The organism is Janthinobacterium sp. NKUCC08_JDC (assembly GCF_019345575.1).
Classification (GTDB): Bacteria; Pseudomonadota; Gammaproteobacteria; order Burkholderiales; family Burkholderiaceae_D; genus Janthinobacterium; species Janthinobacterium aestuarii.
Window position 1 is genome coordinate 19200 of the sequence record NZ_JAHKQW010000002.1, and the last position, 14776, is coordinate 33975.

General features: G+C 64.3%; 11 protein-coding genes and 1 pseudogene. 7 read left to right on the top strand and 5 right to left on the bottom strand.

What is annotated here, in order from left to right; genetic code table 11:
- Nucleotides 1-57: 57 nt before the first annotated feature.
- Nucleotides 58-228, top strand: a pseudogene (locus KO538_RS06085) (IS110 family transposase); the annotation flags it as partial.
- Between the two features lie 25 nt (nt 229-253).
- Complete coding sequence (locus KO538_RS06090; RefSeq protein WP_219327762.1) at nt 254-1177, top strand: hypothetical protein; 924 nt, start codon at nt 254-256, stop codon at nt 1175-1177.
- On the opposite strand, the gene KO538_RS06095 is transcribed toward KO538_RS06090, so the two are convergent.
- From KO538_RS06095 to KO538_RS06105, 3 genes are read right to left on the bottom strand one after another with little or no spacing between them, the layout of a single operon-like run.
- Nucleotides 1174-1698, bottom strand: coding sequence for a GNAT family N-acetyltransferase (locus KO538_RS06095; RefSeq protein WP_219327763.1), 525 nt, complete (start codon nt 1696-1698; stop codon nt 1174-1176). The genes KO538_RS06090 and KO538_RS06095 overlap by 4 nt on opposite strands.
- The gene (locus KO538_RS06100) at nt 1695-2213 is read right to left on the bottom strand and encodes a GNAT family N-acetyltransferase (RefSeq protein WP_034747283.1); all 519 of its coding nucleotides are present in this window, start codon (nt 2211-2213) and stop codon (nt 1695-1697) included. The genes KO538_RS06095 and KO538_RS06100 overlap by 4 nt, the downstream gene beginning before the upstream one ends.
- 36 nt (nt 2214-2249) lie before the next feature.
- Nucleotides 2250-3524, bottom strand: a complete 1275-nt coding sequence (locus KO538_RS06105) for an amidohydrolase family protein (RefSeq protein ID WP_219327764.1) — start codon at nt 3522-3524, stop codon at nt 2250-2252.
- A gap of 380 nt (nt 3525-3904) precedes the next feature.
- Between KO538_RS06105 and phaP the strand changes: the two genes are divergently transcribed.
- The 4 genes from phaP (at nt 3905) to KO538_RS06125 (ending at nt 10707) form a co-directional block, all read left to right on the top strand.
- Nucleotides 3905-4759 carry a phasin family protein gene (gene phaP / locus KO538_RS06110; RefSeq protein WP_219327765.1) on the top strand — a complete coding sequence of 285 codons (855 nt, stop codon included), beginning with the start codon at nt 3905-3907 and terminating at the stop codon, nt 4757-4759.
- Between the two features lie 166 nt (nt 4760-4925).
- Nucleotides 4926-6677, top strand: a complete 1752-nt coding sequence (locus KO538_RS06115; protein WP_219327766.1) for an ABC transporter ATP-binding protein — start codon at nt 4926-4928, stop codon at nt 6675-6677.
- Nucleotides 6667-8475, top strand: coding sequence for an ABC transporter ATP-binding protein (locus tag KO538_RS06120; RefSeq protein ID WP_219327767.1), 1809 nt, complete (start codon nt 6667-6669; stop codon nt 8473-8475). Before KO538_RS06115 ends, KO538_RS06120 begins: the two co-directional genes overlap by 11 nt.
- Nucleotides 8476-8658: 183 nt before the next feature.
- Complete coding sequence (locus KO538_RS06125; RefSeq protein ID WP_257620199.1) at nt 8659-10707, top strand: GGDEF domain-containing protein; 2049 nt, start codon at nt 8659-8661, stop codon at nt 10705-10707.
- 30 nt (nt 10708-10737) lie between these two features.
- Here the strand turns inward: KO538_RS06125 and KO538_RS06130 are convergent, their stop codons facing one another.
- Both KO538_RS06130 and KO538_RS06135 read right to left on the bottom strand, forming a co-directional pair.
- A complete protein-coding gene (locus KO538_RS06130) occupies nt 10738-11070 on the bottom strand; it encodes a hypothetical protein (RefSeq protein WP_034747273.1) in 333 nt (110 codons plus the stop codon).
- A gap of 137 nt (nt 11071-11207) precedes the next feature.
- On the bottom strand, nt 11208-12479 hold the full coding sequence (locus KO538_RS06135) for a cytochrome-c peroxidase (protein WP_257620200.1): 1272 nt from the start codon (nt 12477-12479) through the stop codon (nt 11208-11210).
- A 163-nt stretch (nt 12480-12642) separates the two neighbouring features.
- Here KO538_RS06135 and acpA point away from each other — a divergent pair, with 163 nt between their 5' ends.
- The gene (acpA, locus tag KO538_RS06140; protein WP_219327769.1) at nt 12643-14763 is read left to right on the top strand and encodes an acid phosphatase; all 2121 of its coding nucleotides are present in this window, start codon (nt 12643-12645) and stop codon (nt 14761-14763) included.
- Nucleotides 14764-14776: the final 13 nt, after the last annotated feature.

Genomic DNA, 14776 nt, shown 5'->3' on the forward strand with positions numbered 1-14776 from the left:
GCCCAAACAGGGGGCGTATCCGGCTCCAAACGAAAGAAGCGGCTACCATGAAGATGGAAGCTGATGGCGCCGCAATTCGTCAAGCCGCACGTCAAGACGAACAATGCTGCCGATGCGCAAGCGATCTGCGAAGCGGTGACCCGGCCCGGCATGCGGTTTGTACCGATCAAGACGGACGCGGTGCTGTCACGCCACCGAGTCCGTCAAGGTTTCGTGAAAGCAAGAACTTAATTACTCATATCAGGAGACCAACATGAACTCTCGAGACCCGCGATTCAGCGGACTCAGCATTGGTACCGGAGTCGTTCGCTACTCAGACCTCGGCTATTTGATTACCACGGACGACCTCTCTATCAGCGAGGGTTACACTGGTTCGTTACTGATTTCTCTGGATTGTGGAACCTGGGGCGCCGGCACAGTGCCATGGCTCGCCTGTTCCGGAACAGTCTGCCATGTGCCGGCCGAACGTTACCTGGCGCTGGGGACCGATGGGTCAGTAGAAGCCAGTGGTGGCGGCACTGTACTGGAAGAATCCATTGCCAGCTGCGGCGCAGACCCCAAAAAACGCGGCCCGCTGCGTGAAATCCGCGGCATCGCCAACGGTCGGGCCTATGCCGTGGGCACCTGCCGGCAGGCCTATGTGCGCGAAGGCGAAGACCAGTGGAAATGCATCGACCAGAGCGCCCAGGTCGGCGACACCCCGATCACCGACACCAGCTTCGAATCCATCGATGGCTACAGCGAACAGGAAATCTACACCGTCGGCTGGGAAGGCGAAATCTGGCAATACGACGGCGCCCTCTTCACCCGGCAGAACAGCCCGACCCAGCTCGCTCTCCACAAGGTTCGCTGCGCACCCGATGGCTTTGTCTACGCCTGCGGACAGCTGGGCACCTTGCTACGCGGACGCCATGACCAATGGGAAATGATCGAACATGAAAGCACGCAGGAAGACCTCTGGGGCATGGAGGTGTTCAATGGACAGCTTTATGTGTCTTCCACCCATTGCGTCTACCGGCTCGAGGACGGCAAGCTCAAGCCCGTCGACTTCGGCGACGACGTGCCGCTGACCTGTTATCACCTGAGCGCGGCCGACGGCATCATGTGGTCCATCGGAGCCAAGGATGTCATGCAGTTCGATGGTTCGACTTGGACGCGATGCCTGAGAATTGACTAAGAAAAACTCTTGCGATAGATATTGATGTCCTTGCCGACGATGGGCTGGCGCGAAAAGCGTTCGAAGCGCAAACCGAGCTTGTTGATCAAGTTGATCGAAGGCTGGTTCTGCGGCGACACGAGGCCATACACGGCCGGCAGGCACAGCACGTCGCGCGCATGGCGCAGCACGCTAGCTGCAGCCTCCCAGGCCAGGCCCTGGCCGCAATACGCGGGCAGCAGCGCGTAGCCGATGTCGGGACCCGGCATGGTGGCGCGCTTGATCAGGCCGCACATGCCGATCGCCACGTTGTCAGCGCGGTGCTCGACGATATAGAAAGAGTAGCCGAGTTCCTGCTGCTGCGCGATCGGGCCCGTTTCCAGCGCCGCGCGCGCCGCGTCCACGGTATGGATCTGACGGTCGCCGATGGTCGCCAGCCAGGTCGGCTCGTTCACCAGCCCGAGGAAAAACGCCCCATCATCGACGCTGGCGGTACGCAGGCGCAGGCGGGGCGTCTCGATCACGGTGACGGCGCCGCTCATGCCGGCCACTGCATCGGGTCGGTCAGCAGCTGGTACATCACGTAGGCGTCGACATAGCCGAGCTGCGCGTGGCGGTAGGCCAGCGGCAAGGTGGCGACCACCGTGAAGCCCAGTTTTTTCCACAAGGTGACGGCGGCCAGATTGGTGCTAACGACGAAGTTGAACTGCATCGCCAGGTAGCCCGCGCGGCGCGCTTCTTCCATGCAGTGCACGCCCAGCAGGCGGCCCACGCCCACGCCCTGCGCGGCCGGGTCGACCATGAACGAGGCATTGGCCACGTGCGATCCATGGCCAGGCTGGTTCGCCACCAACTTGTACATGCCCAGCAGGCGCTCCGTGCCCATGGTGGCGACAAAGCTTTGTACGCCGGGGCCGAACCAGTAGGCGTGGCATGCTTCGCGCGTGGTATCGGCGGGGAAGGAATACGTGTCGCCGCCGGCCACCAAGGTCTGGAAGATCGGCCACATGGCGTCGAAATCGGCTTCGCTGGCCGGGCGGATATCAATTTCTTTCAAGTCGGTGCTCCCGATAACAAGTGATGGCTGATTGTATCAGCGGCCCAGGCGGAAGTTCACGCTGTCCGGACGCCCCGGCAGGTGCAGGCGCGATTGCGCGCGCGGCGCTTCGCTGACGATTTTCCCGCGCCGCAGCACCAGGCGCCGCGCCGCGCGCAGGCGCAGCGCTTCCACGGTACTGCCGCAATCGAGGATCAGCAAATCCGCATGGCAGCCGGGCGCAATGCCGTAGCCATCGAGGCCCAGGATGCGCGCCGGCGTTTCCGTCACGGCCAGGAAGCAGTCGTGCATCGCTTGCTGGCCCGTCATCTGCGCCACGTGCAAACCCATGTGCGCCACTTCCAGCATGTCGCCCGAACCGAGGCTGTACCACGGGTCCATCACGCAGTCGTGGCCAAAGGCGACGGGGATGCCGGCGGCCAGCATCTCGGGCACGCGCGTCATGCCGCGCCGCTTCGGATACGTATCGTGGCGCGCCTGCAAGGTGATGTTGATGAGGGGATTGGCGATGGCCGCCACGCCCGCCTCGCGGATCAGCGGCAGCAGTTTGCTCACATAATAATTGTCCATCGAATGCATGGACGTCAGGTGCGATCCCGTCACCCTGCCCTGCATGCCAAGGCGCTGGCTGTGGAAGGCCAGGGTTTCGATGTGGCGCGACAGCGGGTCGTCCGACTCGTCGCAATGCATGTCGACCATCAGGCCACGTTCGCAGGCGAATTCGCACAGCAGGCGCACGGATTCCGCGCCGTCCGCCATGGTGCGCTCGAAATGCGGGATGCCGCCCACCACGTCGACGCCCATGGCGATGGCCCGCCTCAGATTGTCGAAGGCGCCAGGACTGCGCAAGATGCCGTCCTGCGGGAACGCCACCAGCTGCAAATCGAGATACGGCGCCACCTGCCGCTTGACGTCGAGCAGCGCTTCGACGGCCAGCAGGCGCGGGTCGCAGATATCGACATGCGAACGGATGGCCAGCAAGCCGCGCGCCACGGCCCAGTCGCAATACTGCAGGGCGCGGTCCACCAGCGCCTGCTGCGTCAATTGCGGCTTCAGCTCGCCCCACAGGGCGATGCCTTCGAGCAGGGTGCCGGACGCGTTCACGCGCGGCAAGCCATAGCTGAGCGTGGCGTCCATGTGGAAGTGGGCGTCGACGAACGGCGGCGTGACGAGGTCGCCCTCGGCGTCGATCTCTTGCGCGCCCGTCACGGGCAAGGCGGTGCCGACGGCGGCGATGCGGCCGCCCTCGATGGCGATATCGATGGCGCGGCGCCCGTCGGGCAGGCTGGCATTGCGGATGACAAGGTCCATGCGGACACTCCTTCGGTTGACTACGGTACCTGGTGTTTCGAGTGCATTGCCATCGTATCTTTTCAAGCATGTTGCAGTGCAAGAATAAAGTCACTGGCAAAAGCGTAGCCATAGATTCCCTGACAACGCTTTGCGCACGCGCAAACTTACCGCAAATGCTGCCAGGCGCATGAATGGAGCCGGCACGCGGTACACGCCCTTGAGAAAATAGCTTTCAACTAACTCGAATCACCGCTAGAATATTCATATTGCGTTGCATCATAAAAAGTCTATGATCAGCTGTTTAGCACGCTACCTACTTTACAAAACGCGGCCAACTCTGGTTTTCGGGATTTTGCAGAGCGTTTTGCCAGCATTTTAATCCGTACAAAGGAGTAAATATGTTTCCGCTTCCTGAACAATTTTCCAGCGCCGCCAAGTCGCAACTGGAAAGCCAGCTGCAAATCTTCAGCACCCTCACCAGCAAAGTCTTTGAAAGCGCCGAGAAAATCATCGCGCTGAACCTGAACGCCGGCAAGGCCGCCATCTCGCAGACGGCGGAAACGGCGCAGCAGCTACTGGTAACGCAGGACCCGCGCGACTTCTTCAGCTACAGCACCAGCCAGGCGCAACCGAACATCGAAAGCGTGCTGGCCTACAGCCGCCAGCTGTTCGGCATCGCCTCGAGCACCCAGGCGGAATTGCTGGCTTCGGCCAAGGCCCGCCTCGACGAAGCCGCGCCTGTCGCCGCACCCGCTCCTGCCGCAGCCAAGCCTGCGCTGGCAGCTGTACCTGCGCCTGCCGCTGTGCCTGCACCATCGCCAGCGCCAGCAGCGGCACCAGCGCCCGTTGCCGCCAAGCCTGCCGAAGTAGCCAAGCCTGCCGCCGCGCCGGCGGCCAAACCAGAAGCAGCGCCTGCCAAGGCTGCCGAGAAAGCCGCCGACAAGCCAGCCGTGAAAGCGGTGGAAGCCAAGCCGGCGGCCAAACCGGCAGCCAAGCCGGAAGCGGCCAAGCCCGCACAGGCGCACACCGCCGCAGCACCGGCGAAAGCCGCCGCACCAGCACCGGCCAAGCCTGCCGCAAAACCATTTCCTTCGAGCAAACCGGCCAGCGCCGCCGGCAAGACCGTGGCCAAGGCCGCCGTCAAGCACGCGCCTGCCCCAGCCGCCAAGCCGGCAGCCAAGGCCGCGCCCAAAGGCACGCCATCGAAACAGCTCGACATGCTGGGCGGCGCTAAAGGCAGCGGCCGCAAGTAAGCCTCGCGCGCACCACCGACGCAGCAAAACAACGGGCTACGGCCCGTTTTTTGCGTGCCCGTCCACAGCGCGCTTTTCCGCCTTGTTGTATCCTACGCGTACTTTCCGTCCGCGTGCCCGCCCTTCCGCCCCGCGACACCCCATTACTACAAAACAAAAGGTAACCATGAGTTTATCGAGGCTCATCGCCGGCTTCGTGCGTCAGCATTGGCCGGCGTATGCCGCCGCTGCCGTCATGCTGACAGGCGTGGCAACACTGACCGTCTGGATCCCGCGCCGCGTGGGCGCCATCATCGACGCACTGGCCGCGCACCGCATGACGGCGGCCGAACTGTGGCTTGAGCTGCTGACCCTGCTCGCCGTCGGCGTCGTCATCTACTTCCTGCGCGTGGGCTGGCGCATCACCCTGTTCAAGGCCGCCTACCAGCTGGGCGTGATGCTGCGCACGCGCTTCTACACGCGCATGTCGCAGCAGGGCGCGTCGTTCTACCAGAACCAGCGCACGGGCGACCTGATGGCGCTGGCGACGAACGACATCGACGCCATCGAAATGGCCGCCGGCGAAGCCATGCTGGCCGGCTTCGACGGCACTTTGACCCTGCTGATGGTGCTCGGCATCATGCTGCTGGGCGTGGACTGGCGCTTGGCCTGCATCGCCCTCTTGCCTTTCCCGCTGATGGGACTGGCCTTCTGGCGCATCTCGAGCCATATCCACACGGCGTCGACGGATTCGCTGAAACGCTTTTCCGCGCTGAACGACCATGTGCAAGAGTCCTTGTCGGGCGTGCGCACCTTGCGCGCGCTGGGCCTGGAAGAGCGCAGCAGCAAGCAGTTTTCCACGCTGGCCGGCCACGCAGCCAACGCCAGCCTGACGGCGCAGCGCTGGGAAGCGGCGTACGAACCGGCCGTCGGCCTGACCCTGACGGCCGCCACGGCGCTGACCCTGGGCCTGGGCGGCTACCTCGTGTGGCAAGACCAGCTGACCATCGGCGCGCTGACAAGCTTTTCCATGTACCTGGGCCAGCTGATCTGGCCCATGTTCGCCGCCGGCTGGGTGCTCTCGCTGATCGAACGGGGCCGCGCCGCCTGGCAGCGCTTGCAGCCGATGCTCGATGCGCCGCTGGCCATCGACGACCACGGCACCATCGCCACGCTCACGCCCGGCCCCCTGCAATTGCAGGACGTCGGCTTTGCCTACGCGGGCCAGACGGCGCCGGCCCTGTCCGGCATCTCGCTGCGTTTGCAGCCGGGCCAGACCCTGGGCTTGGTGGGCCCGACGGGCAGCGGCAAGTCGACCCTGCTGCGCGTGCTGCTGCGCCAGGTGACGCCGCAATCAGGCCAAGCCACGTGGAATGGCCAGCCGCTCGACGCCTACACCCTGCATGCGCTGCGCGCTGCCATCAGCTGGGTGCCGCAGGAATCGTTCCTGTTCTCCGCCACCATCGCCGACAATATCGCCCTGGCCCGCCCCGGCGCCACGCGCGAGGAAGTGGAACGGGCGGCGCAGCTGGCCGACATCCATGCCGATATTTTGCAGTTCCCCGATGGCTATCAGACGCACGTGGGCGAGAAAGGCATCACCCTGTCCGGCGGCCAGCGCCAGCGCGTGGCGATTGCACGGGCTCTCCTGGCCGACAACGGCTTGCTGCTATTGGATGATGCGCTGTCCGCCGTCGACACGGGCACGGAAACGCGCATCCTGCAGCACCTGGAAGAACTGCGCGCGCGCCGACCTGAGCGCAGCGCCATCATCGCCAGCCACCGCCTGAGCGCCGTCGTCAACGCGGACCTGATCCTGGTACTGCGCGATGGCCACGTCACGGAAACGGGCAACCACGACGCGCTGATGCAGCGCGACGGCTGGTATGCCAGCCAGTGGCGCTATCAACAACTGGAGGCCAGCCTCGATGCCATCTAAGACAGTACAAACAGATACAGCCACCCAATCCGTGCGCCGCCAGGCCGCGCAAGCGATCGGCCTGCTGCGCCGCGCCGCCGCGCCCGACCTGCGCCATTTGTATTGGGCCACGTTCTGGCTGATCATCGCCGCCGCCCTCGAAGTGACGGGGCCGATCCTGGGCAAGGCCCTGATCGACCAGCACCTGCTGCCGCGCCACCTCGACTGGACGCGCATGTCATTGCTGCTGGGCGGCTGCCTGCTGACGGGCTGGGTCGCGTCCGGCCTGCGCTATCTGCAGCTGGTGCGCCTGTCCGGCCTGGCCATGCGCTCGGTGCAGCGCCTGCGCGAAACCGTCTACCAGCACGTGCTGCGCCTGCCGATGAGTTTTTTCGACCGCGCCATCACGGGGCAGCTGGTCAGCCGCGTCACCAACGACACGGAAGCCGTGAAATCGCTGTACGTGCAGGTGCTGTTCGTCATCCTCGACAGCTCCATCGTTTTGGTCGGTACCATGGCCGCCATGGCTTTCCTCGACTGGCGCTTGATGCTGATCGTGCTGGCCCTGCTGCCGGCCGTGCTGGTCATCGTCTTCCTGTACCAGCGCTGGAGCGCGCCGGCCGTCACGCGCGCGCGCGCCCTGCGCAGCGAGATCAACGGGCAGATCGCCGAATCGATCGGCGGCATGAGCGTGCTGCAGGCGAATAACGCGGAAAAGCGCTTCGGTGCCCGCTTCACGGGCATCAACCAGGACCACTACACGGCGCGCATGCAGGAATTGCGCGCCAACGCCTGGCTGCTGCGCCCCGCGCTCGACATGCTCAATATCGTGCTGCTGGCCGTCGTCATCTTCAGCTTCGGCCGGCGCGAGATGGGCGCCGTGGAAGTGGGCGTGCTGTATGCGTTCATCAGCTACATCGCGCGCGTGATCGAACCGCTGATCCAGATCACCATGCAGTTCAGCCAGCTGCAGCAGTCGGTGGTGGCCACGGCGCGCGTCTCGGCCCTGCTCGACGAAGCACAGGCGCTCGAACATGCGCAGGGGCGGGAAACTCCGGCCCTGCGGCAGGCGCAAACGGGCAGCGAACTGCCCGCCGTCGACATCAGGAAGCTGACGTTCGCCTACGTGGAAAACCAGCCCGTGCTGCACGACCTGTCGCTGACGATACCGCAAGGCGCTTTCTTCGGCATCGTCGGCCACACGGGCAGCGGCAAGTCGACCCTGCTGTCGCTGCTGCTGCGCTTTTACCCCGTCACGCAGGGCAGCATCGCCATCAATGGCGTCGCCCTCGACAGCATCGACAACGAGCACTTCCGCGCCGACGTGGGCCTGGTGCCGCAAGACCCGTTCCTGCTGGCCGCCTCGGCGCGCGAAAACATCGACATGGGCCGCGGCTACACGCAGGCACAGATCGAGACGGCCGCGCGCGCCGCGCATGCGCACGACTTCATCGCGGCGCTGGAACACGGCTACGACACGCCGCTGGGCGAAGGCGGCTCGCGCCTGTCGTCGGGGCAAAAGCAGCTGATCGCCATTGCCCGCGCGCTGGCCGGCCAGCCGCGCATCTTGCTGCTGGACGAAGCGACGTCGCGCATCGATAGCCAGACGGAGCAGATCGTGCAGCTGGCCCTCAACGAATTGCGCGGCAAGGTCACCATCATCGCCATCGCCCACCGCCTGTCGACCATCCGCGAAGCCGACCGTATCATCGTGCTCAATCACGGCCGCATCACGGAAGCGGGGCCGCACGACGCCCTGATGCAGATCGAAGGCGGCCTGTACCAGCGCCTGTACCTGCTGCAGCAGCTGGCCCAGTAGTAGCGCCGTGTCAATGCCGGCCGTGTGCACTTTCGCAAATTTCTGCGGTGCGCATGATATTTCTTGATTGCAACAGAATATAATCTGTTACAGACAGGTGGTCATTGCGGGAGCGGGACGTTGGCAGGCAGACAGAGACGGGCATCATGGCGAAAGGCGCATTGGCTGCTGGTATTGGCCTGCATGCTGCCGCCTGCCGCGCACGCCCAGGCCGGCAGCAACCTCGAGGAGTATCTGACCGCCGTGCGCGACGATGGCCGCTTCGTGCCCGCGCGCGCCCTGCAGCGCCTGCAAGAAGTCGAAACGCAGGCGCGCAGCGCTCCCTTGCCCGTACGCGCGGAATTCCTGACCCAACTGAGCCACGCCCGCATGCGCCTGGGGCAGAACGATATCGCCATGCAGCTGGCCGAAGAGCTGATCGCCTACGCCCGCCAGAACAAGAGCGACGTGGCGCTGGCGAAGGGCATGCTCAACAAGGCCTACATCACGTTTGCCCGGAACGAGCGCCGCGCCTCGCACCTGCTGGCCTTTGAAGCGGAAAAGATCGCCAACCGCACGGACGACCTGCCCGTGCGCGTGCAGGCGACCATCAGCGCAGGCCAATCGTGGGCCGAGGAAGGCAATTTCCCGTTTGCGCTGGCCAAGCTGCAGGCGGCCGTCGACCTGGCGCGCCAGAGCAAATCCCCGTCCAGCCTGGCCGCCGCCCTGAACGCCCTCACCTTGCTGTACACGCAGATGCGCGAATACGACAAGGGTTTCGAGGTGCTCGACGAATTGCTGGCCGTGTCCAGCACCCTGGCGTCGCCGGGCCGCATGGCGCAGGCGAAGAATACGGAGTACGGGCTGGCGCTCGACGCGCGGCAGCCGCGGAGGGGCCAGCGCGCCCTGCTGGCGGCCCTGACGCTGGAACGCCAGCTGGGCGCGCGCGGCATGGTGGCCGTCACCCTCGTCAATCTGTCGGACAGCTACCTGAAGGAAGACGACTACGGGCAAACCTTGCGCTACGCGAATGAAGCCATCACGGCGGCGCGCCTCGTCAACGATGAACAGGTGGAAGCGACGGCGCGGCTCAATATCGGCCAGGCGCTGATCGGCCAGGGACGGTTGCAGGAAGGCAAGCAAAGCGTGGCCACGGGTCTGGCCTACTACGAACGCACGGCCAACCAGCCGGAAATGCAGGCCGTGTTACTGGAATACGGCATGGCGCTGGAAAAGGCGGGCGACCTGCGCGGCGCCGTCACGGCGTACCACCGCGAGCGCGGCATTTCCAACCAGCTGTTCGAAAAGCAGAGGCAAAAGGCCGTGTACGAATTGCAAGAAAAGTATGAGGCGGAAAAGAAACAGCGCCAGATCGAACTGCTGAGCCGCGAAAATCAGCTGAAGAGCACGGAAATCGACAACCGCCGCCTGCAGCAGCGCGTGTGGTGGCTGCTGGCGCTGGTACTGGCCATGGCGTCCGCCATCGTCGGCTTGCTATACCGCAAGGTGCGCCACGCGAATGTGCAGCTGAAGGTGAAAAACCAGGAACTCAAGCGCCAGAGTTCGCGCGACCCGCTGACGGCCCTGTACAACCGCCGCCATTTCCAGGAATTCATGCGCAGCCATGCGGGCAAGCCGCAGCCATCCTATGCCGGCGGCGATGTCGTGGGCGCGCTGTTCCTGCTCGATGTCGACCATTTCAAGCATATCAACGACGGCTACGGCCATGCGGCGGGCGACCTCGTGCTGACGACGATCGCCGAAACCTTGCACGACGTGTTGCGCGAAACGGACATGATCGTGCGCTGGGGCGGCGAGGAATTCCTCGCCTTCCTGCCGGCCGTCGCGCGCGACGGGCTCGACGACATCGCACGGCGCATCCTCAACGGCATGGCGGCGCAAAGCATCGACTACCAGGGGCAGGCCATCCAGGTTCACGTGTCCGTCGGCTTTGCGCCTTATCCGCTGGCGCCGCTGGGACGGCCCCTCACGTGGGAGCGCAGCGTCAACCTGATCGACATGGCGCTGTACCTGGCCAAGGCGCACGGGCGCAACCGGGCGTATGGCTTGCGCGGTTTTCGGCAGGTGGAAAAAACGACACTGGAAGCGGTGGAGCAAGACCTGGAACGCGCATGGCGCGACGGCTTTGTCGATTTGAGCGTGGTGCTGGGGGGAACGGACGGGATGGACAAGACAGGGACGGCCGTATCAGACGGCCAGGCCAAAGGCGTCGCCGCAGCCGCCATCACCTGACGGCAGCTGCGGGGCGCGCTGATGACGTGCTTACTTGTGCGCGGCGTCCTGCATCTTTTCGCCGGCTTTTTCCACTTTCTTGCCCACGGCATCAGCCGCTTCGCTCATTTTCTTGTCGGCGTCAGCAGCGACCTGGTCCATCTTGGCGCCCGTATCGGCAGCGGCCTGGCTCACGGCAGCGTCGGCCTTGGTAGCGGCGTCCTTGATGTCGGCTTCAGCCTTGGCGGCGGCCGCATCGATCTTCTGGCCAGCCTGTTCCGCAGGACCGGCGGCGGCGACATCATCCTTCTTCTGGCAGGCAGCCAGTGCCACAACCATCATGCCGGCGGCGCACACGGTCATCCAATTTTTGCTTGCTTTCATGGTATTCCCTTTCATTGTTATCAAAAGACACAGATCAGTTCGCAATATACACCTGCCTAAAATTTTCTAGCGTGCGCTAACGCACATAAAAACAGGCTTTTGTGGCGTAGTTGTAAGCAATGGTATCTTGATATCTTTTAGCCATGTTTTCCCTGTGCCGGGCGAGGTTCCCGATAGCCATCCGTCAGGGTGTGCAGGAAGGCGATCACGTCGGCGATCTCCCTGTCGTTCAGCGCTGGCGCTTGGCCCGGCTGGCGGTCGAACGGCGCTTCCACGTTCACGTTCGCCGCCAGGCCGGGCGGCAGGTCGTCGTATTTGCGCACCTTGCCGTTCTTATCCACCGGATACCATTTTTGCGGCGCCGTATCGCGCTGCACGTAAAAGCGCAGCACCTGCTCCAGGCTGGTAAAGCTGCCGTTGTGGAAGAACACCTTGCGCAGGGCGACGTTGCGCAGGGACGGCGTCTTGAAGCTGCCGCAGTACTCCTTATGTTCCATCAAGTCGGTGCGGTCCGGACCGCACAAGCCCATGTCGAAGTACGCGGGGTCCGCGTTGACAGGCAGCTTGCCATTGCGCGGCACACCGATATTGATCAAGCCGTAATCGGTAAACTGGGGAAAGGCGCCGCCGGAAGTAATCTGGCTGATATGGCAGGACGCGCAATTGCCCTTGAGCTCATCGTTGAACAGGGCCAGGCCGCGCGCTTCCTGCGGACTCAAAACGGCCTGCTTGCGCAGCACGGCGTCGTACTTGCTCGTATATGGATAGAAGTCCAACGGGCTTTCCTGGAACACTTCCAGCGACATCAACGCCCAGCGCAGCGCCTGGCCCGGCTGCGCGAAGATATCCGCGCCATACGTCTGGCGGAACTGCGCCGCCAGGGGGCCGGCCTGCAATTTGGCGACGACGGCGGCCGCATCGCGGTTGCCCATTTCGCGTTTGGAGAGCAAGGGCGCCAGCGCCTGCTCGTGGCCGGACTGGGCGCGGCCATCCCAGTTGCGCCCGCCCGTGGGCCCCGCGTCGACGCTGTCATCGCCATCGTCGTCGTGATAGTGCTCGGTGAAGGCGGGCGCCGTCTGCAGGTAGCGCAGCGAGGGCGCGGCGCGCGTGCCCGCATCTTTTAACTCTGGTCCCCCCAGCTGCACCGCCAAGCCATTCGGCGGGCCATACGCGTGCTCGGGACTGTGGCAGCTGGCGCACGACATTTTTCCTGAGACAGACAGGCTGGGCTCGAAAAACATGGCCCGTCCCATGGCCGTCATCTGGGCCACGGAAGGCTGGCGTTGCAGGGTGGGCGCGTAGGCGCCCGACAGATAGGCGGGCTTGGCGACGGCTTCTTTTTGCGGCGTGGGCTGGCAGGCGGAAAGCGCGCAAATGGCAAGCAGCAAGGTGGAGTTCGTTTTCATCATGGGCTGGCAGCGTAGCAATGGCATGTGACAGCTGCGTGACAAAACCCTGCAAAACCTAATGTATCAAGTCCGTACATTACGTCATGTAACAGGCGCTGACATGTCACGCAGCTGACATATTGGCTGCCTAGCATGCGACGTTTTCCACCCAAAAGGCATGCACATGAAACCGCACTCCCGCCCCGTCTTACGTCCCCTGCCTATCCTGCTGTCGCTGGGCCTGGCCGCCTGCGGCAGCAACTATGCGATCACGCCCAGCACCACGGGCCAGGTGATCGGCAGCTACTATGAAAACGCCCAGGTATGCCTGGAAAGCGCCAGCGCCAAACTCACGTGCGACAGCGCCTCCAGCCCCGTGCGCACGGCCGCCGACGGCAGCTACACCTTGGACGGCCAGGGCGCCGTGCTGGTGACCATCGGCACGGACGCCATCCGCCATGAAGTCGTCGGCGACGCAGGCACCAAGGTCACGCAAAAACTGCTGCTGCGCGCCCCCGCCGGGCACAGCGCCTTCGTCAGCGCCCTGTCGACGGAACTGGCGCAAGTCATGGATGGCAATGGCGGCGACTTTGCATCCGCCAGCGGCAAGCTGGCCGCGCGCATCGGCGTGTCCGAAGCGGGCCTGGCGTCGGACTTCAACAAGGCCAGCGGCGACGAGCTGGCGAAACTGAAGGCGGAAAACGCCAGCGTGACGGCCTTGATCGCCAGCGCCAGCGCGCAGGCAGCGCCCGCCGATGCGCTGACCGCACTGAATAGCAGCTTGGCGCTGAACAATATCCAGACCATCGTCGTCATCTATGCGGAAAACCGCGGCTTCGACAACCTGTACGGCCTGTTCCCGGGCGCGAACGGCGTACCGGGCGTCAACCCCACGTCAAGCGCCGCCTATGTGCCGCAGAAAGACATCGACGGCAGCACCCTGCCCGTGCTGCCACCCACCTGGGGCGGCATGACGGCGGCCGGCCAGAGCACCGTCATCACGCAGGCGCAATCGGCCAACCTGCCCAACAAGCCATTCCAGATCGACGACGCCAGCAGCCCGCTGTACCTGCCGCAATCGGTGATCACGCGCGACCTCGTGCACCGCTTCTACAACAACCAGATGCAGATCAACGGCGGCGCCAACGATAAGTTCGCCGCCTATTCCGACGCGGGCGGCCTGTCGATGGGCTATTACGACGGCAGCAAGATGCAGCTGTGGGACATCGCGAAACAATATGCGCTGGCCGACAACCTGTTCATCGGCGCCTTCGGCGGCTCCTTCCTCACGCACCAGTACCTGATCTGCGCCTGCGCGCCCACCTACCCGAACGCCGACACTTCGGTGGCGAAAGGCTCGATCGCCAAGATCGACGTCGACGCCAACGGCAACTTTGTGCGCCTGACGCCATCCGCCACGGCGCCAAGCACGGTCTTGAACGGGGCGCCCGCCTATGCCAACGATGGCGCGCTGACGCCGGCCGACAGCACGGGCATGTTCTACGCCGTCAATACCATGCAGCCGCCGTTCCAGCCCAGCAGCAACGCGCCCGCCTCGGGCGACAGCAGCAAGCTGTATGCGGACACGGGCAAGGCCAATACGCTGCCGCCGCAAACGCAGACGAATATCGGCGACCTGCTGTCTGGCAAGAACATCGACTGGGCCTGGTATGCGGGCGCCTGGAAGGACACGACGACCCTGGCCACGGCCAGCGCGCGCGCCAGCAGCTTCCCGAATCCGCCCAACTTCCAGTTCCACCACCAGCCGTTTAACTATTTTGCCAACATGGACCCGGTAAAGGCGCCCGCCTACCGCGCCGCCCACCTGCGCGACTTCGACAGCCAGTTCCTGGCCGACGCGGGTGCCGGCAAGTTGCCGCCCGTGACCTTCTACAAGCCGCAGGGCAATTTGAACCAGCACCCGGGCTACGCCAGCGTGGCCGACGGCGACGCGCACATCGCCAGCGTCATCGCCCAGCTGAAGAAAAGTCCGCAGTGGAAGAACATGCTGGTCATCGTCACCTACGATGAGAACGGCGGCTTTTATGACCACGCGGCGCCGCCGAAGGGCGACCGCTGGGGTCCAGGCACGCGCGTGCCGGCCATCCTTGTCTCGCCGTACGTGAAAAAGGGCTTGGTTGACCATACGCAATACGATTCAGCCTCGATCCTGCGCGCCATCACGCACCGCTTCGCCCTGCCCGTGCTCGATGGCTTGAGCACGCGCGACAAGGCACTGGTGGCCAATGGCGGCAAGCCGATGGGCGACTTCAGCGCCGCGCTGGCGCTGGTGCCGCAAGAGTAAGACTGAGTAAGGC